Raw genomic sequence first — 18,523 nt, 5'->3', positions numbered from 1 at the left:
GCGCGGCGAAGCGGGCAGCGCTGCGCCGCTGCTGCGCGCGGGCCGCTCACTCATGCACCCGCCCCCATTCGGTTTCATAGCTGTGCACCAGCACCTGGTTGGACAGGCGGTTGACTTGCGCAGGCACGCGCGCCATGTCGGCCGGAAAGTCGAACAGCAGCGGCAGCGTGGCGGGCGTGAGGTAGCGCAGGCCCGGTGGCAGCTGGCTCGGCAGGCGCCAGGGGCGGCGGCTGGCGATGACGAAGCCCCATTCGCCAAAGCTGGGCACGTGCGCGTGGTAGGGCGCGGTGCGCAGGCCGGCCGCTTCGATGGTTTGCACCACGGTCCAGAAGCTTTGCCGCGCGACCAGGGGTGAGGTGGTCTGCACCACCGCGTAGCCGCTGGCGGCCAGGCGCTGCTCCAGCAGGGCGTAGAAGCTGAGGGTGTAGAGCTTGCCGATGTTGAAGTTGGTGGGGTCAGGGAAATCCACCACGATCACATCAAAACTGTCCTGGCTCTGCTCCAGCCAGCGAAACGCGTCGGTGTTGACGATGGTGAGCTTGGGCGATTTCAGCGCGCCGCCGTTCAGCGCCGCCAGCTCTGGCTGATCGCGAAACAGCCGGGTCATGGCCGGGTCCAGCTCGACCAGGGTGATGCTTTCCACGCTGGGGTATTTGAGGATTTCGCGCACGGCCATGCCGTCGCCACCGCCCAGCACGGCCACCTTTTTGGGCGCGCCGTGGGCGGCCATGGCGGGGTGCACCAGCGCTTCGTGGTATCGGTATTCGTCGCGCTCGGCAAACTGCAGGTTGCCGTTCAGGTACAGGCGATGACCAGGGCGCCCCTGGCCCGGGTTGTGGGTGACGACGATGCGCTGATAGGGCGTGGTTTCGGCAAAGACGACGCGGTCGGCGTACAGCTTGTCTTCGGTCAGCGTGGTGATCTGCCCGGCGCCCGCCAGCCCCGCGGCCAGCAGCGCCACCGTCAGCGCGCAGGCCATGGCGTGCGCGCCCCACTGGCGCAGCTCATGCCGGAACAGCCACAGCGCCCACACCGCCACCAGCGCGTTCAGCAGGCCGAACAGCAGCCCGGTGCGGATCAAGCCCAGGCGCGGCACCAGCAGCAGCGGAAAGGCCAGCGACACGGCCAGCGCGCCCAGGTAGTCGAAGGTCAGCACCTGCGACACCAGCTCTTTCAGCTGCACGTTGCGCCGCAGGATGCGCATGACCAGCGGAATCTCCAGCCCCACCAGCGTGCCCACCAGCAGCACCAGCCCGTACAGCAGCCAGCGGAAAGCGCCCGGCGCGTACGCGTTGGCCAGGAACAGCGCCACCGGCAGCAGGCCGCCGGCCAGCGCCACCAGCAGTTCTATGCGCAGGAAGTGGGCGGGCAGTTGCCGGTCAAAAAAGCGCGACAGGTAGCTGCCGATGCCCATGGCAAACAGGTAGCTGCCGATGATGGTGGAAAACTGCAGCACCGAATCGCCCAGCACGTAGCTGGCGATGGCGCCGGCGGCCAGCTCGTACAGCAGCCCGCACGCGGCGACGACGAAGACGCTGGCGAGCAGGGCGATGTGAACGGGGTGCGCCGCCGACACAGGGCCCGCAGCCGCTGGGGTCGGCAGGTCGTCGGCAAGTCCGGTTGGGGCAGATGGCTGAGTCACTTCAGCGCGACTGTAGCGTGACCCACCGACGCGGCGAGCCCTACTCCGCGAACCCGCCGCCAGCCGACCTACCAGAAGGTGTGGGTCGCGAGCCACGCACTGGCGGTGCTATGGCCACCGGGCCCAGCTGTTCGCACCAATTTCGCCTTGTTCAGCGCACGGCTTGGGTGCCAGCGCACCGCGGCTGGGCAATTTCGGAGCTAGCGACCAGGACATGTGCGCGCCGCGATGGACTCTATGGCGCCAGTGCGCTGGCGAGGGCCAGGCCGCGTTCCTAGACTGACTTCAGCCAGGCCGGCACGCGACATCCCATTCACCCACTGTTTGAACAACCAACATGAAAACCAGCTTACTGAAGCCACGGGGCGCATTTGCCCTGGCCGCCATCGCCACCGCTTGCCTGCCCGGCTTGAGCCATGCCGAGTCGACGGTTTCACTGTATGGGCTTGCCGACGCCGGCGTGGGCATTTACCGCGGCGGCGGCGCCAACCAGACGCGCTTTGCCAGCGGGCAGGATGCGCCGTCGCGCATCGGCTTTCAAGGCAAAGAAGATCTGGGGAGCGGCCTGTCCGCAGTTTTCAAGCTGGAAGCCGGCTTGAACCTGGCAGACGGCTCGGGCGCAAAGGGCGGTGGCCTGGCCTTCAACCGCAGCAGTTACGTGGGCCTGGAAGGCGGCTTCGGTCAATTGGTGATCGGCCGGGTCTGGTCGGTGACCGACGACGCATGGAGCGTGCACCGGTTCAACAATTTCTCGGCCTACATATTCCCGGAGTTCGGCAACTTCGACAGAACCTATCCGAGCGCGGTCAAGTACACGTCGCCCACCTTTGCAGGCATGCAGGCCGGTGCGATCTACAGCAAGCAGGAAACGGCCAACGACAACACCAAGACAGACGGTGTCCGCGAGCTAGGGCTGACCTACCAGGGCGGCCCGGTGTCTCTGTTTGCCAGTTACAGCCAGACGCGCCGCGTAGCCGCCGCAAAGGCGGACAAGCTGGCGATCGTTGCAGGCAGCTTCAAGATCGAACCCGTGCTGATCCGCGCGGCGTACATGGATTCGCGGCCTGGCGCTACCGGTGCAGCGTCTGCCAAAGTGGCAATGCTCGGGGCCGACTATTCGTTCTTGCCGAACTGGACCATCGGGGCGGACTACCTGCGCCGGACCGTCAAAGATGCCAGCGGCGGCAGCGCCATTGCGCGCGTGCTGCTGAACTATGAGATGTCCAAACGCACCGGCTTCTATGCCTATGTGGCCCGCCTCACCAACCGCAACGGTGACACACAGTCCTTCAGCGGCAGCGTGGAGCCCAACGGCAGCCAGACGGGCATCAACATCGGCATTCGCCACCGCTTCTGAACCGGCAGGGCTGCACCGCCCTGCGCGCGTTCACGGCGCGCGGAACCCGCCCAGCTCGCCAGCCACCCAAGCGATTTGCTGGCGCAGCCAGACCGACGCAGGGTCAAGCTGCGCGCAGTCGTGCCAGAGCAGGTAAAAGCGCATGGGCTCCAGCTCGGCCGGTGCGTCAACGCTCAACAACCCCAGCAGATCGGCGTAGTGCTGCCCGTAGTGGCTGCTGCTTGTGAACACCAGGTCGGAATCGGCAACGAGGTAGCTGGCCAGGCCGAATTCGGGCACCGTGACCGCAATGTGCCGCTTCACGCCAAGCTGCGCCAATGCGCCATCCACCGGGCCTGGCGTGTTGGACAAAAAAGGCTCTGGCGCGACGTGGTCCAGTTGCAGGTAGGTGGCCAGATCCAGCGCGTCCCGGTCCGCCAGAGGGTGGCCCGGGCGCATGAGGCAAATCATGCGGTCTTCAATCAGCATGCGCTGGCGCAGATGCGCCGGTGGGTTGGGCCAGTTCCCCACCACCGCATCCAGCGCACCTTCTTCCAGCGCGACCGAGAAATCGAACTGGGCAGTCAGCGGGCGCAGGCGCAGCTGGATGTTGGGCGCCACAACCCGCAGGTGCCGCACCAGCAGCGGCAAGAAGAACGACTGCATGCAGTCGGCCGTGGCCAACGTGAATTGCCGCGTCGATGTCTCGGGTGAAAAGCCGGTGTTGTTGCGCAGCATCTGGCCCATCTCGGCCAGCAGCTGCGCAAGGCGCGGCTCCATGGCCAATGCGCGGGTGGTGGGCACTAGGTGGCTGCCGCTGCGAACCAGCAACGGGTCGTTCAGCACTTCACGGAGGCGGCGCAGCGAGACACTGACGGCAGACTGCGTTTGTCCCAACTCGTCGGCCGTGCGCGACACGCTGCGTGTGCGCAAGAGCACGTCCAGGGTATGAAGCAGCTGGAGCGTGAGTGCACCGTGGATTTGCATATGGAATCGATTCTAGGGATATCCGCAGCGAAATCTGCCCGGCCACACGTCGCATGTGCTGCCAGATTTCGAAGCAGCGCGCACTGCCACGCGGCAGCGCGCGCGCATCAGGCCTTGTTCGTCCCTAGTTGGTGCGCGCAATAAGCCTGCGCCTATTCGATGTGCGCTGCCGCCGGTCTTCTGCACCACCGGAGTGCAATCCAACATCCGGTTGCCCGACCTCGGCTGGCTGGCATGAACTACATAAGCGCCACCCGATGGGCTGGCGCCCAAGGGCCTTCTAGACTGCCTTCATCCATTGACGAGGCAACCTATGAGCTATCACCATGAAGAAGCCGCCCGCTGGCAAGGACGACACAGCGGCAAAGACCAATTGCGTGAAGACGTCTGGCAACAGCTGATCGACCACCACGTGAACGTAGGGCCGGTGTTCAGCCGCATCCCCAACTTCGTCGGTGCCGACGTAGCCGCACAAAAACTGAGCCAGCAAGCGTTCTGGACCGACGCGCGCATCGTGAAGTGCAACCCTGATCCACCCCAGATTCCCGTGAGGCTTCGGGCGCTGTACGACGGCAAGATCCTGTACACACCGGTGCCCGAACTGGTGAAAGGCTTCCCATTCGTTCGCCTGGATCCGGAAGAGCTCAAGCGCGATGACATTTCTTTCGAGCTGGCAGCAACCTCACAGGGCGCGGTGCAGGTGGGCAAGCCCGTCCACTTCGAGGAAATGGAGCCCATGGACGTGATCGTGGTCGGCTGCGTGGCGGTCACTGCGCAAGGCGGCCGCACTGGCAAGGGCGGCGGCTTTGCCGACTTGGAACTGGGTATCTTCCGCGAGCTGGGCAAAGTGCCAGCGCATGCACAAATCGTCACCACGGTGCATGAAGTCCAAGTTGTGGACAACGACCGCATCGAGATGCTGGCGCACGACTCTGCCCTGGACTGGATCGCGACGCCAGAGCGAATCATCCAGACGCATTCACCTTTCCCACAGCCGAGTGGTGTGGCATGGGATGTGGTTCAGGACGATCAGATCCGGGACATTCCGTTCTTGCTCGACCTGAAACACCGCCTGGTTGCCAGCAAGGCCCATTGATTCCCTCTTTACCACGCATCTTCTCTACCGACAGGGGTATTTATGACCATCTTCTCCCGCCGCGATTTCCATCGTCTTTCGCTCGGCCTGGTAGGTTCGGCAGCCGCGACTTCCATGTCTTCCGTGCTGGCAGCGCAGAAAACCAAGGTGGTGCTTCTGCTGTCCGGAAGCATCTCCGACGGCGGCTGGGGGCAGCTGGCCCACCAGGGGATTGCCGCCTTGCAAAAGGACGCCGCATTCAAGGCCAGCTTCGTCGAAAACGTGTCCCAGGCGCAGATTCCCCAGGTGGCGCGCGGCTACGCCGACGATGGCTACGACTTGGTGATTGGGCACGGCTATGAGTACGGCAGCCCCCTGCTGGAGATTGCCCCGGACTATCCCAAAACCAAGTTCTTCGTCTCTTCGTTCCTGCCGCAGCCCAAGGTGCCCACGAACATTCTGTACGCCGACCTGGCGTACTTTGATGCCGCCTACTGCGCAGGGGCACTGGCGGCGCTGATCTCTCCAGCCGCCAAGGCCGTAGGCTTTGTCGGCGGCGGTGACAACCCCACCCAGCAAAACATGCTCAAGGCGTTTGTGATGGGCGCCCAGCGCACGGTACCCAGCGTGAAGGGCATGGGCATCGTGACGGGTGAATACGGCAACGCAGCGAAAGGACGGCAGGCGGCCGCGACGCTGATTGGCAACGGGGCCGACGTGATCTGGCATGCCGCCAACGAGACCGGGCTGGGTGCCCTGCAGGCAGCTGCATCCGCGAAGGTGAAAGCCCTGGGCTGCTATTCAGACCAGACGGCGATCGCGCCCTCGGTGATCGGCACAAGCTTTCAGATGGAGCTGGGCAAGATGGTGCAGACCGTGTCGCAAAGCGTGGCGTCGGGCACCTACGCGGGCGGCAAGGAATGGCGCCCCACCGTGGCCCAGATGTGGTCGACGCGCGCCGGTAGCGCGGGCGACCATAACCCCACCATCATCAGTGCCGCCGCCTGGGCCAAGTTCGAGGCCATCTGGAAAGACGTGGCCGCGCGCAAGATCGACGTTTCGGCCTTGCTCCGCTAACCCCTCCGACGATCACGCTGCCGGCAAGCCATTGGCTTTCCGGCGTGCCACGCGCAATCAGCTATGCAGACATTGAATGAGCCCGAGGCATTGGCGCCAAGCTGGTTGCGCATGCGTGGCATCGTCAAACGCTTTCCAGGTGTTGTGGCCAACGACGGGGCCACCCTGGAAGTAGCGCAAGGTGAAATCCATGCGCTGCTGGGTGAGAACGGTGCCGGCAAGAGCACGTTGATGCAGATCCTCTACGGCATGCAGAAAGCCGATGCGGGCAAGGTTGAACTGGACGGGCGTCTGTTGCAACTGCACTCGCCCGCCGACGCCATGGCCAACGGCATCGGGATGGTGCACCAGGAATTCATGTTGGTGGCGCCCATGACCGTGACGGAGAACGTGGCACTGACTCAACCGCCCGGTACGCCCTGGAGCCTGGCCCAAACGCGCGCCCACTTGGCAGCCACCGCTGAGCGGTATGGCCTGGCGGTCGATCCCGACGCGAAGATCGAGCACTTGCCCATCGGCGTGCAGCAGCGCGTGGAAATCCTCAAGCTCCTGTGCCGAGATGCTCGGCTGCTGATCCTGGACGAACCGACGGCGGTGCTCACGCCTGGCGAAAAGGACAGCCTGTTCGCGGTGCTGCGCTCCCTGGCCAAGCAAGGCCGATCGATCATCATCGTGAAGCACAAGCTGCACGAGATCATGGAGATTGCTTCGCGCGTGACGGTCATGCGTGCAGGCCGCACGGTGGAGTGCTTTCCAACCAAAGACACTTCGCCGCAAGAACTCGCGCGCTGCATGGTGGGGCGCGATGTGGTGCTGGACGCCCGGCACACCCCCGGATCGCCGGGACAGGCGGTGCTGGCCGTTCGCGCCTTGCATGCCGCCAGCGACAGCGGCACCAACGCCGTGCGCGGGGCCTGCCTGGAAGTTCGCGCGGGCGAGGTGCTCGGTATCGCCGGCGTCGACGGCAACGGCCAATCTGAACTGGCCGAAGCCATCATGGGTTTACGGCCCTCACACGAGGGCGCTGTCGAGGTGGACGGCGTTTCACTCGAGAGCCTCACCGTGGCCCAGCGCCGCCGAGCCGGTCTGGCGTACGTACCTGCAGACCGACGCCACGTGGGGTCGGTGCCGGAACTGTCGGTCGGCGAGAACGCGCTGCTTGGCATGCAGCGGCGGCTGTGCCGCTTGGGCGGGTGGTGGCGCGACGAGGACCAGATTCGGGCGCATGCACAGACCCTCGTCGATCGGTTCGGCGTGCGCGCTGCCAGCATCGACGTGGCGGCGGGCAGCCTATCTGGCGGCAATCTACAAAAGGTGATTCTGGGCCGCGAGCTGTTGCTAAACCCCAAAGTGCTATTGGTCGAGCAACCCACCCGTGGGCTGGACGTGGGTGCCATCGAATCGGTGTGGCACGAAATGCGCAGTGCGCGCGACAACGGCAGCGCCATCCTTTTGATCTCTGCCGAGCTGGAGGAGCTTTTCGCCCTGTCAGACCGGATCGCAGTGATGTACGAGGGCCGCATCGTCCAGGTGTTGGCCAACGATGCCAGCGCGGGGCTGCGCGAACGCATTGGCTTGCTGATGGCGGGTGGCGATCTGGCAGAAGCGGAGGCGGCGCATGCCCTTGGCCATTGAACGCCGCCTGGAACCTCTCCAGTCGCGCTTTGCCGTCACATCGGCTGCGGTTGGCGCCGTGCTGTTGGCGCTGGTGGTGTGTGCGGCGCTGTTTGCCATGGTCGGCGTAAACCCGCTGGAGGCGTACGCCTCGTTGATGGCGGAGGCGTTCGCGACCGAGCGCGGCATCGGCTACACGGTGGTGCGGGCCACGCCGCTGATCTTGATCGCGTTGGGCACCATCGTGGCCTGGCGCACGGGCTTCGGCTATCTGGGTTTTGAAGGTTGTTTCGTCGTCGGTGCCGCAGCCTGCACGGCCATAGCGTTGCACGGCAATCCTGGCGGCGTGCTGGAGGACTGGCCCCGGCTGCCCATGCTTCTGCTGTGCGGCGCGGCCAGCGCGGCGGCTGGCGCGGCGTGGGCGGGCCTGGTGGGTTGGGTGCGCATACGGTGGGGGGGCAGTGAAGTGCTGATGTCGCTGATGACCAACTACATCGCCTTGCTGTTGGTGCAGTACCTGGTTTCAGGCCCGCTGCGTGCGCCGGGCGGTTTGCCGCAAAGCGCGCGTTTGCCCGAGAACAGCTGGTTGCCGCTTTTGATGGAAGGCAGCCGGGCACACGCGGGCATCTTCATCGCCTTGACGAGCGCTGCGCTGGTGTGGCTGCTTCTGCGCAAGACGCCCTTGGGCTACGAAATGGTGCTGAGCGGGCTGAGCCCCCGCGCTGCCCGCTATGGCGGTATTGCCGTTGGGCGGCGACAGCTCCAGGCGGCCATGCTGGCGGGTGCACTGGGCGCGCTGGCAGGGTTGGCGCAGGTGCTGGGGGTGCATTACCGGCTGATGGATGGCATGAGCGGCGGCATTGGGTTCATCGGGATCGTCGTCGCCCTGCTTGCGCGCTTGAACCCTGCGGGCGTGGTGCCGGTAGCGCTGCTCTACGGCGGGTTGAGCGTGGGGGCAGATGCCATGCAGCGCGCCACCGGCACGCCTTCGTCCATTACGTTCATTCTTCAAGCCTTGATCGTGTTGCTCGTCTTGGCCAGCCCGGTGGTCTTGCGCTGGCGCGTCGTGTGGCGCGGGCGCGCTTCCCGCGAAGGCGGCACGCTGGCACAGGGGGTTGGCCGTGGATAACTGGGTGGACGTTGCGTTCTTCACGACCTGGCTGGCGGCCTCTGTCCGCCTGGCAGGGCCGGTGATGCTGGCGGCGCTGGGCGAAGTGTTGTCAGAGCGCGCCGGTGTGCTGAACATTGGTATCGAAGGTGTGATTCTTTTGGGCGCTTTGGGCGCTTACCTGGGCGCAGCCGGTTCGGGTTCTGCTTGGGTGGGCCTGCTGGCCGCTGCAGGCGTGGGCCTGGTCTGCGGCCTACTGCTCAGCTGGATGTACGTGAGCGCACGCGCCAGCCAGGTCGTGACGGGCATCGTGTTCAACCTGCTGGCGCTGGGGCTGGCAAGCTTTGTGTACCGGCAGGCCGTGGCGGCCGGGTTCAGCGAATCCGTGCCAATGCTGGAGCCCGCCGCGTGGCAGCAGGATCTTGCCAAGCTGCCCCTGGTGGGCCCGGCGCTGTTTGGCCAGCCGCCGCTGCTGTACGCCACCTTGGGCCTGGCCGCACTCGCCAGCTTCGTGCTGTACCGAACGCGGTTTGGCCTGTCCGTGCGTGCCGTGGGTGAGAACCCCCGCGCTGCCGATGCTGCCGGCATCAGCGTGGTCAAGACGCGGTACGCGGGTGTACTGATATCGAGCGTGGCCGCCGCCTTGGCAGGCGCCTACCTGATGGTGTGCGAAGTGGGCTTGTTTCGCGACGGCATCGTATCGGGGCAGGGGTTCATCGCCCTGGCCATCGTCATCCTGGGGCACTGGAGCCCCGGGCGCGTCGCGCTGGCGGCCTTACTCTTTGGCGCGGCCGATGCGTTGCAGCTGTCGCTCCAGCTGCGCGGGTGGGGCTTGCCGCCCCAAGTACTGCTGGCCTTCCCATATGTGCTTGCACTCCTGGCGATATGCGGCGTGTTTGGCCGCTCGACCCGCCAGCCGCGCGCGCTGATGCAGCCACTTGAGAACTGAGCGTGCAGCGCGCCGAAGCAAGCGCAGAGACGGAAAGCTGGCCCAAACGACCTTGCGCGCAACTGGCGCGCCTGCCCTTACACAGACGCCGCCAACTATATAATTTATAGCTGTTAACGCAGACTACAGGGCGCTGGCGGCCAGTTCGACTGCGCCGATATTCCGGCGCAACGGCCCCACAACATGTGGCGCGAGGCCGGCACCTCAGCGACCGATGTTGTTGTTCTTGAAGCGCGCCAGCGCAATCATCAGCGCGCCGGCGCCCAGGGTTTTGACCAGGTCAGGGTGCTCGGCGTAGAAGTTGCCGATGCGGTCCATGATGCCCGGCTCGCCCTGCTGGGCGGCCACGGCCACGTCCCGCACCTGGTCGGGCGTGACCTGGCTGGCCTTGGTGGCGTCCACCTGCGGGGTGCTGGTGCCTTCGTGGCCCGCGAGCGCGCCGCCGGCCACACCGGCCAGGGCACCTGCGCCTAATTTTTCAGTCAGCATGTTCAGGATGTCGGCACGGTCTTGCGGCGACGCATTGGCGAACAGATTGGACAGCGTGTCGCCCAGCTCGGGCGTCTGGTCCGAGCGCAGGGCATCGGCCACGCCGGCGCCCAGCTGGTCCTTGGGTGCTTCGCGCGAAATCTGGTCCACATGCTGCGGATTGGGGTTGGTGGCGTTGGCCAGGATTTGTTGCAGGGTGTCGAGCAGGGCCATGGGGGGAACCTCCGTTAAGGTGGGCCAAAAAAGCAGAACCGCGCCATCCTAGATCGCCAGCGTGTCCGGCCCAAGTCCGTGGCGCCAACTCGCGGCCTTGTCCGACAGGCGGTGCGTGACGGGGTGCGCACCGGCGGGGCGATCAATGCACTCAGGCGCTCTGAGACAGCGCTGGGCGGCTGCGGCGCCGCTTGGCCAGCGCCGCCGCGCTGAAAACGGCCAGCCCGGCCCACACCGTGATGAAGCCTGCCAGCCGCCGCGGCTCCATCGGCTCATGCAGCACGAAGACGCCCAGGGCGAACTGCAGCGATGGCGAGATGTACTGCAGCATGCCCAGCGCCGCCATGGACAGGCGCTGCGCCGCGTAGGCAAAGGCGACCAGTGGCACGGTGGTCATCAGGCCGGTGCTGATCAGCAGCGCGTCCAGCCCGCGCGAGACGTGGCCAAACGCCAGTTCGCCGCGCGTGCCCAGCCACGCCAGTACGGCCAGCGCGGGCACGGCGATCAGCGCCGTCTCCAGCGCCATGCCTTCGGCCGCCGCCAGCGTGGCGCGCTTCTTGACCAGGCCGTACAGCCCGAAGCTGAAGGCCAGCACAAGCGCCACCCAAGGAAAGCGCGGCGACGCCCACCCCAGCCAGGCCACGCCAGCCGCGGCCAGCGCCACGCCGATCCACTCGGCGCGGCTGAGCCGCTCGCCCAGCACGAGCACGCCCAGCCCCACGTTGACCAGCGGCAGCAGGAAGTAGCCCAGGCTGGCGTCCAGCGCATGCTCGTGCGTCACCGACCACACATACGTCACCCAATTGATGCTAACCAGCAGCGCCGCCAGTGCAAAGCGCGCGAGCAGCGGCGCGCTCAGCCGGCGCCTAAGCGCCCCCAACTGGCGGCTGGCGCCCAGCACGGCCAGCAGCAGCACCAGCGACCACACCACGCGGTGGGCGACCACCTCCAGCGCGCTGGCGGGCGCCATCAGGCGGAAGTACAGCGGCATCAGCCCCCACAGGCCGTAGGCCAGCAGCGCAGCGGGCACGCCGCCTTTCATGCGCAGGCGCTTTCAGGCGACCGACGGGCGGGCGGGGCCGGGCGCCGCGCGGGGGGCAAAGACCTCATCCGCCGTGGATGGCGGCGGCCACGATGATCGAGATGCCCAGGCACATGGCGGCCACGACCAGGCCCAGCGCGCGGTTCTGCTTCTCGACGATTTCGGCCCACAGGTCGTATGGCGTGATCTTGTCCACGATGATGAAGCACACCCAGAAGACCACCACGCCGATCAACGCGTACACGATGGAGCCGACGAACGCGGCGGGCCGAAGCCATTCAATGCCCAACATGACAGGGGTTCCTTCCAGAGTAGGTGCAGCCAGGCGCCGCTGCGTGGCGGCGGCTGGTACGTTGATAAAGCATGGGCCGGCTCATTTGTGGCTGCCGCCCGAGGAATAGCCGCCGTACGAGCCGCCAGCGCCGCGCACGCTGCCGCCGCCACCGCTGCTGTCGCTGCAGCTGCCCATCAGCACCAGCAGGATGAACAGCAGAACCATCACCACGGCGAAGATGATCAGCGCGCGCGACAGGTCGGGCGTCCACGGCGCGGCGTCGGCACGGCCGCTGCGCGCCAGCTCGGTGCCCAGGCCAAAGGCCTGCTTGACTTGCGCGGCGGGCAGCTTTTCGCCGTGCGACCAGGTGACTTCGTTGCCGCTCTGCTCGCGCGAAAGCACGCCGTTGCCGCCGGCGGCGGTGAAGTCGGTGTTGGCCGTGCGGTCGCCCACTTGCACGGGCCAATAGAACTCGCCTTCAACGTAGTCGGTGCGCGCGGCGTAGGCGTCGGTGCGCCGGTACGTCTGGCCCAGGTAGCGCGCGGTGCTGGCGCCGGGCGTGTAGTCCGGCGCGCCGGTGGTGGGGCGCACCAGGCTCCAGCCGTCGCTGGCGTCCACCAGAAACTGAAAGCCGCGCTGCGCCTGGTACAGCAGGTATTCGTCCCAGCTGAAGGCCTCGCCGTCGATGCTGCCGCTGCGGCGCTGAAAGCCCACCAGTTGCCAGCTTTCGCCCTGAAAGCGGCCGGTGCTGCCCAGCGCCAGCACGGGCGTGACCCGCTGCGCCTGGCGCGCGTGCTTCAGCTCGCCGCCGATCCCGCTGCTCAGGTCGATCACGTGGTGGCACTGCGGGCACGTCACGCCCCGCGTGCTGGCCAATTGCACCGAGATGGGCGAGCCGCAGTTCGGGCAGCTGAACTGGCGCACGCCACGGTCATCGCTGGCCGATTCGGTTTTCAGGCCGGACAGGGCCAGCTCGGGCAGCTGCACGGCGCGCCCGCGCTGGGCTTGGGGCGGGTCGGTGGCGTAGTCGATGGCCAGCACTTCGCCGTCGGCGCTGCGCAGCTCCACCACTTGCGACGGGCGCTCCAGCGAGGGGCGGTTGGGCAGCTCGCCTTCGGCCGACACCACCTGCACGCGCAGGTTGGCGGCCACGCTGTACGCCTTGCCGCCCAGCACCGCGTTGGCGCCCACGGTGAACTGCCCCGCGGCGGGCAGGGGTTGCGGCGCATCCACCGGGCGGGTGAAAACGTAGGCGCCGTTGTCTTCGCTCAGCGTACCGGTGCTGCCGCCCGGCAGCAGGGCCGTCCATTCGGTCCAGCGGCCGGCATCGCCCAGGTACTGAACGCGGCCGATCAGGGTGAAAGGCTGGGCGCTGCCATCCAGCGTGATGCGGCCTGCAGCGCCGATTTGCAGCGGGCTGTGGTCGTCGAACAGCTCTGCCACGCGGCCCACGCGCTGCAGCGCCTCGCCGCTGCGCACCACCATGCTGTGGCAGTAGGCGCACACGGCGTGGGTGGCCTGCGCGCTTTGAAAGACCACCGGCGCGCCGCAGCCTGGGCAGGGCGCGCGGTAGACGCGCTGGGCGACGGGGTCAGCCATGCACGGTGCGTATTCAGGGACTGCGGTTTACAAGCTTTTCAGGCCGCCAGCGCACTACCCACCAGCGCTGGCAGCTATCAAAATCATAGTTTCAGACCAACTTTTTCAGCAGCTCGGCCTTCTTGGCGTCGAACTCTTCCTGCGTCAGGATGCCCTTGGTCTTCAGCTCGCCCAGCTTTTCCAGCGTGGCCATCACGTCCTCGGGCTTGACGCCGACGGGTGCCGCTGCCGGCGCTGCACCCCCGGCCGCCGGGGCGGCGCCCTGTAGGGCCGTCTGCATGTTCTGCGCGAGGATTTGCCCCATCGCCACGCCTGCGCCCATGCCCAGGCCGGCACCGGCCAGGCCACCAGCATCGCCACCGGCGCCCACGCCCTCGGCCATCTTGGGGATGGCCTGCGCGGTCTGGTACTGCATCAGCTTGCCCATGTCGCCGCCGACCATGCCCATGCCGATCTTTTGATCGAGCACTTTTTGCAGCTCGTCGGGCAGCGAGATGCTTTGCACCGTCATGCCTTCCAGCTTCAGGCCGTAGGCCTCCATGGCGGGCGCCAGCGCCTGCGTCAGCGCCTGGGCGAACAGCAGCTGGTTGGCGGCCAGGTCCAGGAAAGGGATGCTGCTTTGCGCAATGGCCACGCTGATCTGCTGCATCACCAGGCCGCGCAGCTGGCCGTCCAGCTCGGCCACGGTGTAGCGCTCGCGCGTGCCGGAGATCTCGGTGTGGAATTTCTTCGGGTCGGCCAGCCGGTAGGCGTAGTTGCCAAAGGCGCGCAGGCGCACGGCGCCGAATTCTTTGTCGCGGATGGTGATCGGTTGGGGCGTGCCCCACTTCTGGTCGATCTGCTGGCGCGTGCTGAAGAAGTACACGTCGCTTTTGAAGGGCGACTCAAACAGCTTGTCCCAGTTTTTCAGGTTGGTCAGCAGCGGCAGCGTCTGCGTGGTCAGGCGGTAGGTGCCGGGGCCGAACACGTCGGCCACCTGGCCTTCGTTGACGAACATCGCCATCTGCGATTCGCGCACCACCAGCCGCGCACCGTTCTGGATTTCCATGTCTGCCATGGGGTAGCGCCAGGCCAGCGTGCCGTTGTCGTCCTCCGTCCACTGGAGGACGTCGATAAATTGCTTCTTGATGAAATCCATCAGTGCCATGGCAGTGTCTCCTGGTGAACCCGCCGGGGCCGGCGTGAGGCGATGATAAGGGCGGCCCGTGTCCACACCACCGCTACGGCAAGGGTGGCCCGGCGCCGCCGCCGCGCCCCTCACCACCCCGCCGCCGGGGCCGGCGAAAGCGCTGCGGCACGCTGTCTTATCATCTTTCGCCCCAACGTACGAACGCGCAGCGCCAAGCTGCCCGAGGAGATCCTCCCATGCCCACCCCCGAAGAACTTGCCGAAAAACGCGCCGCCCTGCGCCGCGCCGCACTGGACTATCACGAGTTCCCGATCCCCGGCAAGCTCGCCACCCAGGCGACCAAGCAGATGGTGAACCAGCACGATCTGTCGCTGGCGTACAGCCCGGGCGTGGCGGCGCCGTGCGAGGAAATCGTGGCCGACCCGGCCGCCGCCTTCAAGTACACGGCGCGCGGCAACCTGGTCGGCGTGATCACCAACGGCACCGCCGTGCTGGGCCTGGGCGACATCGGCGCGCTGGCCGGCAAGCCTGTGATGGAAGGCAAGGCGGTGCTGTTCAAGAAGTTCTCGGGCATCGACGTGTTCGACATCGAGATCAACGAGAAGGACCCGCACAAGCTGGTGGAGATCATCGCGGCGCTGGAGCCCACCTTCGGAGCCATCAACCTGGAAGACATCAAGGCGCCCGAGTGCTTCATCGTTGAGCGCGAGCTGCGTTCGCGCATGAAGATTCCGGTGTTCCACGACGACCAGCACGGCACAGCCATCGTGGTGGGCGCGGCGGTGGTCAACGGCCTGAAGGTCGTCGGCAAGAAGATCGACGAGGTGAAGATGGTGGTGTCGGGCGCGGGCGCAGCGGCGCTGGCGTGCACCGGCCTGCTGGTGAAGCTGGGCATCAAGCGCGAAAACGTCTGGGTGACCGACATCAAGGGGCTGGTCTACGAAGGCCGCACCGAGTTGATGGACCCGGACAAGACCATCTACGCGCAGAAAACCGACAAGCGCACGCTGGGCGAAGTGATCGACGGGGCGGACGTCTTCCTGGGCCTGTCGGCCGCGGGCGTGCTCAAGCCTGAGATGGTGGCGCGCATGGCCGATCGCCCGCTGATCCTGGCGCTGGCGAACCCCAACCCGGAGATCCTGCCCGACGAGGTCAAGTCGGTGCGCCAGGACGCGGTGATGGCCACGGGCCGCACCGACTACCCGAACCAGGTCAACAACGTTCTGTGCTTTCCGTACATCTTCCGCGGCGCGCTGGACTGTGGCGCGACGACCATCACCAATGAGATGGAAATCGCGGCCGTGCACGCCATCGCTGAGCTGGCGCAGGCAGAGCAAAGCGAAGTGGTGGCGCGCGCCTATGTGGGCGAGCAGCTGACTTTTGGGCCGGAATACCTGATTCCGAAGCCTTTCGACCCGCGGCTGATGACGATGATCGCCCCGGCCGTCGCCGACGCCGCCGCGCGCAGCGGCGTGGCGGCACGCCCCATCGCCGATCTGGACGCCTACCGCGACAAGCTGCAGACCTTCGTGTACGCCTCGGGCACGACGATGAAGCCGATCATCGACGCCGCCCGCACGGCGGAGAAAAAGCGCGTGGCCTACGCCGAGGGCGAAGAAGAGCGCGTGCTGCGCGCCGCGCAGATCGTGGTGGACGACCAGATCGCGCGCCCCACGCTGATCGGCCGCCCCGCCATCATTGCCCAGCGTGTGCAGAAGTTTGGCCTGCGCCTGCGCGAAGGTGTGGACTACGACGTGGTCAACGTCGAGGACGATCACCGCTACCGCGGCTTCTGGCAGACCTACCATGAGCTGACCAAGCGCAAGGGCATCACCGTGCCCATGGCCAAGATCGAGATGCGCCGCCGCCTGGCGCTGATCGGCGCCATGCTGCTGCGCTCGGGCGACGTGGACGGCCTGATCTGCGGCACCTGGGGCACCAACCAGATGCACCTGGGCTACATCGACCAGGTGATCGGCAAAAAGCCGGGCGTGCAAACCTACGCCGCGATGAATGGCCTGCTGCTGCCGGGCCGCCAGGTGTTCATGGTGGACACGCACATCAACTACGACCCCACGGCCGATCAGATCGCCGAGATCACCGTCATGGCGGCGCGCGAAATGCAGCGCTTTGGCTTCAAGCCCAAGGCGGCGCTGCTGTCGCACTCCAACTTTGGTTCATCCAACCAGCCCAGCGCCGTCAAGATGCGCGAAGCGCTGGCGCTGATCCAGGACCGCGCGCCCTGGCTGGAAGTGGACGGCGAAATGCACGGCGATGTGGCGCTGGATGGCGATCAGCGCCGCACGGTCATGCCCGACAGCCCCCTGGTCGGCGACGCCAACCTGCTGGTGCTGCCCAACATCGACGCGGCCAACATCGCCTACAACCTGCTCAAAGTGGCCGCCGGCGGCAACATCGCCATCGGCCCCATCCTGCTGGGCGCCGCCAAGCCGGTGCACATCCTGACCGCCAGCACCACCGTTCGTCGCATTGTCAATATGACCGCCCTGACTGTGGCGGACGCCAATGCAATAACGGTACAAGACGAGTAATTACTTACATATCGTCGTCTTATCCGCCCCGCCCGCTGCCTAAACTTTAGGCAGCGGCTTGCATTTTTGTTGCCGTTGCGTCACACTAGGGCCTTGGAATTTTCGGGTAACCCGGAGGCTTCCGAAAGGTGTTTTTCATGTGGCGAACAGCGGCATTGCGAGTTGCACAGTCGCTCTTGACAGTGTCGTTGGCGGTGGGCGCCGCGTCCCAGGCGGACATGGCGCACGCGCGAGGGCTGTTTTCAGGACCACCTGAAAACAGCATCGCAGCAGCGGATTTGCCAAGGCAAGGCCAGCAAACGTACTTGCTGATTCTGCAAGGCGGTCCGTTTCCTCACGACAAGGACGGATCGGTGTTCGGCAACCGCGAACGCCTGTTGCCGCGTGAGCGGCGGGGCTACTACCGCGAATACACCGTCGAGACCCCCGGCAGCCGTGACCGTGGCGCACGCCGTATTGTATGCGGTGGCGTTCGCGTCAAGATTCCCGATGTCTGCTACTACACAAGCGACCACTACTCGAGTTTCAGGATGATCGTGCCATGAAATCGCTTGAAGACTTTCAGCCCGTGCCAGCGCAGCCGCTGGGGGCTACCCCCGAATCATTGACTTCACAGAAAGCTGCGGAGATGGATCAACCACTTCGTCCCCCGCCTGAATCGATTTTCAAGGGCGTTCGCACCAACATCGTTCAGTCGATCCGGGCATTTCGCGTGCATGACCTACAGGATGCGGCGGCCTCGTTGGGCCAGCACTTCCTGTACGCCAACCTGGCGGCGGCGCAAACCAAGCAGGACGTGCTGGACATGATTGCCGCGCAGTTCACGTTCCCGCCGCATTTCGGCAAGAACTTCGACGCGCTGTACGACAGCATGACCGATCCGCTGCACAAAAGCGGGCCGCAACCCGGCTTCATCGTGGTGCTGGAGCAGATCCCGGCCACGGCCAAGTTCGACAAGGAAGCGCGCGAGCAGCTGCTGGACATCTTCCGCGATGCGGCCGACTACTGGAACGACCGAAAGATACCGTTCCGGTGCTTCTATTCTTTTCTGTAGCCCGTTCTGCAGCAGCTGGCCAAGCAGAACGGGCGACCGAGGCCCTCATCGATGCCGTATCCGCGGCGGAGACTCCCGAAGAACCCGGCGAAAAAATGCCGACGGACAAGCTGGTGGACATTTCCCCGCTGGCGCTGCGCATGAGCAGCCCGTTCAACGCCGGCTACTGGTTGAGCGCCGCCTGACGGCGCCGTGACCGCCTAGCCCAAAAAGGGGTGCTGCACAGCACCCCTTTTTTCATGGCTCGCCGCCGCCAACGTGCACGGTCGCAGTCAAGAATCCATCCGTTTTATCGCCGCCCGGGCGGGCGCCAGCGCGTGCGTGCGTGCGTGCGTGCGTGCGTGCGTGCGTGCGTGCGTGTCGTGTCGTGTTGTGCCCTGTAG

General features: G+C 66.0%; 16 protein-coding genes. 9 read left to right on the top strand and 7 right to left on the bottom strand.

The window, feature by feature from the left end; translation table 11 throughout:
* Positions 1-46: 46 nt before the first annotated feature.
* Positions 47-1,603: a polyamine aminopropyltransferase gene (locus C6570_RS03575; protein WP_106704496.1), complete on the bottom strand. Its 1,557-nt coding sequence runs from the start codon at positions 1,601-1,603 to the stop codon at positions 47-49.
* A gap of 448 nt (positions 1,604-2,051) precedes the next feature.
* On the opposite strand from C6570_RS03575, the gene C6570_RS03570 reads away from it, so the two are divergent.
* Positions 2,052-2,999 carry a porin gene (locus tag C6570_RS03570; RefSeq protein ID WP_164675481.1) on the top strand — a complete coding sequence of 316 codons (948 nt, stop codon included), beginning with the start codon at positions 2,052-2,054 and terminating at the stop codon, positions 2,997-2,999.
* Positions 3,000-3,029: 30 nt separating this feature from the next.
* Here C6570_RS03570 and C6570_RS03565 read toward each other — a convergent pair whose 3' ends face one another.
* Entirely contained in the window at positions 3,030-3,965 is a 936-nt protein-coding gene (locus C6570_RS03565) for a LysR family transcriptional regulator (RefSeq protein ID WP_106701994.1), read from the bottom strand.
* A 313-nt stretch (positions 3,966-4,278) separates the two neighbouring features.
* On the opposite strand from C6570_RS03565, the gene C6570_RS03560 reads away from it, so the two are divergent.
* From C6570_RS03560 to C6570_RS03540, 5 genes are all read left to right on the top strand, one after another.
* A complete protein-coding gene (locus C6570_RS03560; RefSeq protein WP_106701993.1) occupies positions 4,279-5,061 on the top strand; it encodes a 5-formyltetrahydrofolate cyclo-ligase in 783 nt (260 codons plus the stop codon).
* A 114-nt stretch (positions 5,062-5,175) separates the two neighbouring features.
* A complete protein-coding gene (locus tag C6570_RS03555; RefSeq protein WP_211297640.1) occupies positions 5,176-6,117 on the top strand; it encodes a BMP family protein in 942 nt (313 codons plus the stop codon).
* Positions 6,118-6,180: 63 nt separating this feature from the next.
* Positions 6,181-7,752: an ABC transporter ATP-binding protein gene (locus C6570_RS03550; protein WP_211297639.1), complete on the top strand. Its 1,572-nt coding sequence runs from the start codon at positions 6,181-6,183 to the stop codon at positions 7,750-7,752.
* Complete coding sequence (locus C6570_RS03545; RefSeq protein WP_106701991.1) at positions 7,736-8,860, top strand: ABC transporter permease; 1,125 nt, start codon at positions 7,736-7,738, stop codon at positions 8,858-8,860. The genes C6570_RS03550 and C6570_RS03545 overlap by 17 nt, the downstream gene beginning before the upstream one ends.
* Positions 8,853-9,788: an ABC transporter permease gene (locus C6570_RS03540; RefSeq protein WP_106704494.1), complete on the top strand. Its 936-nt coding sequence runs from the start codon at positions 8,853-8,855 to the stop codon at positions 9,786-9,788. Before C6570_RS03545 ends, C6570_RS03540 begins: the two co-directional genes overlap by 8 nt.
* 204 nt (positions 9,789-9,992) lie before the next feature.
* Here the strand turns inward: C6570_RS03540 and C6570_RS03535 are convergent, their stop codons facing one another.
* The 5 genes from C6570_RS03535 to C6570_RS03515 all read right to left on the bottom strand — a co-directional run bounded on the left by C6570_RS03535 (position 9,993) and on the right by C6570_RS03515 (position 14,552).
* A complete protein-coding gene (locus tag C6570_RS03535) occupies positions 9,993-10,490 on the bottom strand; it encodes a hypothetical protein (protein ID WP_245896287.1) in 498 nt (165 codons plus the stop codon).
* A 151-nt stretch (positions 10,491-10,641) separates the two neighbouring features.
* Complete coding sequence (gene rarD / locus C6570_RS03530; protein ID WP_106701990.1) at positions 10,642-11,532, bottom strand: EamA family transporter RarD; 891 nt, start codon at positions 11,530-11,532, stop codon at positions 10,642-10,644.
* Positions 11,533-11,596: 64 nt separating this feature from the next.
* A complete protein-coding gene (locus tag C6570_RS03525; protein WP_106701989.1) occupies positions 11,597-11,824 on the bottom strand; it encodes a DUF350 domain-containing protein in 228 nt (75 codons plus the stop codon).
* An 81-nt stretch (positions 11,825-11,905) separates the two neighbouring features.
* On the bottom strand, positions 11,906-13,405 hold the full coding sequence (locus C6570_RS03520; protein ID WP_106701988.1) for a DUF4178 domain-containing protein: 1,500 nt from the start codon (positions 13,403-13,405) through the stop codon (positions 11,906-11,908).
* 91 nt (positions 13,406-13,496) lie between these two features.
* Positions 13,497-14,552: an SPFH domain-containing protein gene (locus tag C6570_RS03515; protein ID WP_106701987.1), complete on the bottom strand. Its 1,056-nt coding sequence runs from the start codon at positions 14,550-14,552 to the stop codon at positions 13,497-13,499.
* Positions 14,553-14,770: 218 nt separating this feature from the next.
* Here C6570_RS03515 and C6570_RS03510 point away from each other — a divergent pair, with 218 nt between their 5' ends.
* The 3 genes from C6570_RS03510 to C6570_RS03500 all read left to right on the top strand — a co-directional run bounded on the left by C6570_RS03510 (position 14,771) and on the right by C6570_RS03500 (position 18,140).
* On the top strand, positions 14,771-17,086 hold the full coding sequence (locus tag C6570_RS03510) for an NADP-dependent malic enzyme (RefSeq protein ID WP_106701986.1): 2,316 nt from the start codon (positions 14,771-14,773) through the stop codon (positions 17,084-17,086).
* 137 nt (positions 17,087-17,223) lie between these two features.
* Positions 17,224-17,631: a guanyl-specific ribonuclease gene (locus tag C6570_RS03505; RefSeq protein WP_106701985.1), complete on the top strand. Its 408-nt coding sequence runs from the start codon at positions 17,224-17,226 to the stop codon at positions 17,629-17,631.
* Positions 17,632-17,714: 83 nt separating this feature from the next.
* Positions 17,715-18,140 carry a barstar family protein gene (locus tag C6570_RS03500; RefSeq protein ID WP_106704492.1) on the top strand — a complete coding sequence of 142 codons (426 nt, stop codon included), beginning with the start codon at positions 17,715-17,717 and terminating at the stop codon, positions 18,138-18,140.
* Positions 18,141-18,523 lie beyond the last annotated feature (383 nt).

The organism is Ottowia oryzae, from assembly GCF_003008535.1.
Classification (GTDB): domain Bacteria; phylum Pseudomonadota; class Gammaproteobacteria; order Burkholderiales; family Burkholderiaceae_C; genus Ottowia; species Ottowia oryzae.
The sequence above is the reverse complement of the archived record's forward strand: the minus strand, read 5'-3'. Positions and strand labels throughout refer to the sequence as shown.

Excerpts from the sequence above, each read along its gene's own strand:
- C6570_RS03565 (WP_106701994.1), bottom strand. The coding sequence starts at position 3,965 with ATGCAAATCCACGGTGCACTCACGCTCCAGCTGCTTCATACCCTGGAC.
- C6570_RS03560 (WP_106701993.1), top strand. The coding sequence starts at position 4,279 with ATGAGCTATCACCATGAAGAAGCCGCCCGCTGGCAAGGACGACACAGC.
- C6570_RS03555 (WP_211297640.1), top strand. The coding sequence starts at position 5,176 with ATGTCTTCCGTGCTGGCAGCGCAGAAAACCAAGGTGGTGCTTCTGCTG.
- C6570_RS03550 (WP_211297639.1), top strand. The coding sequence starts at position 6,181 with ATGCAGACATTGAATGAGCCCGAGGCATTGGCGCCAAGCTGGTTGCGC.
- C6570_RS03545 (WP_106701991.1), top strand. The coding sequence starts at position 7,736 with ATGCCCTTGGCCATTGAACGCCGCCTGGAACCTCTCCAGTCGCGCTTT.
- C6570_RS03535 (WP_245896287.1), bottom strand. The coding sequence starts at position 10,490 with ATGGCCCTGCTCGACACCCTGCAACAAATCCTGGCCAACGCCACCAAC.
- rarD (WP_106701990.1), bottom strand. The coding sequence starts at position 11,532 with ATGAAAGGCGGCGTGCCCGCTGCGCTGCTGGCCTACGGCCTGTGGGGG.
- C6570_RS03525 (WP_106701989.1), bottom strand. The coding sequence starts at position 11,824 with ATGTTGGGCATTGAATGGCTTCGGCCCGCCGCGTTCGTCGGCTCCATC.
- C6570_RS03520 (WP_106701988.1), bottom strand. The coding sequence starts at position 13,405 with ATGGCTGACCCCGTCGCCCAGCGCGTCTACCGCGCGCCCTGCCCAGGC.
- C6570_RS03515 (WP_106701987.1), bottom strand. The coding sequence starts at position 14,552 with ATGGCACTGATGGATTTCATCAAGAAGCAATTTATCGACGTCCTCCAG.
- C6570_RS03510 (WP_106701986.1), top strand. The coding sequence starts at position 14,771 with ATGCCCACCCCCGAAGAACTTGCCGAAAAACGCGCCGCCCTGCGCCGC.
- C6570_RS03505 (WP_106701985.1), top strand. The coding sequence starts at position 17,224 with ATGTGGCGAACAGCGGCATTGCGAGTTGCACAGTCGCTCTTGACAGTG.
- C6570_RS03500 (WP_106704492.1), top strand. The coding sequence starts at position 17,715 with ATGGATCAACCACTTCGTCCCCCGCCTGAATCGATTTTCAAGGGCGTT.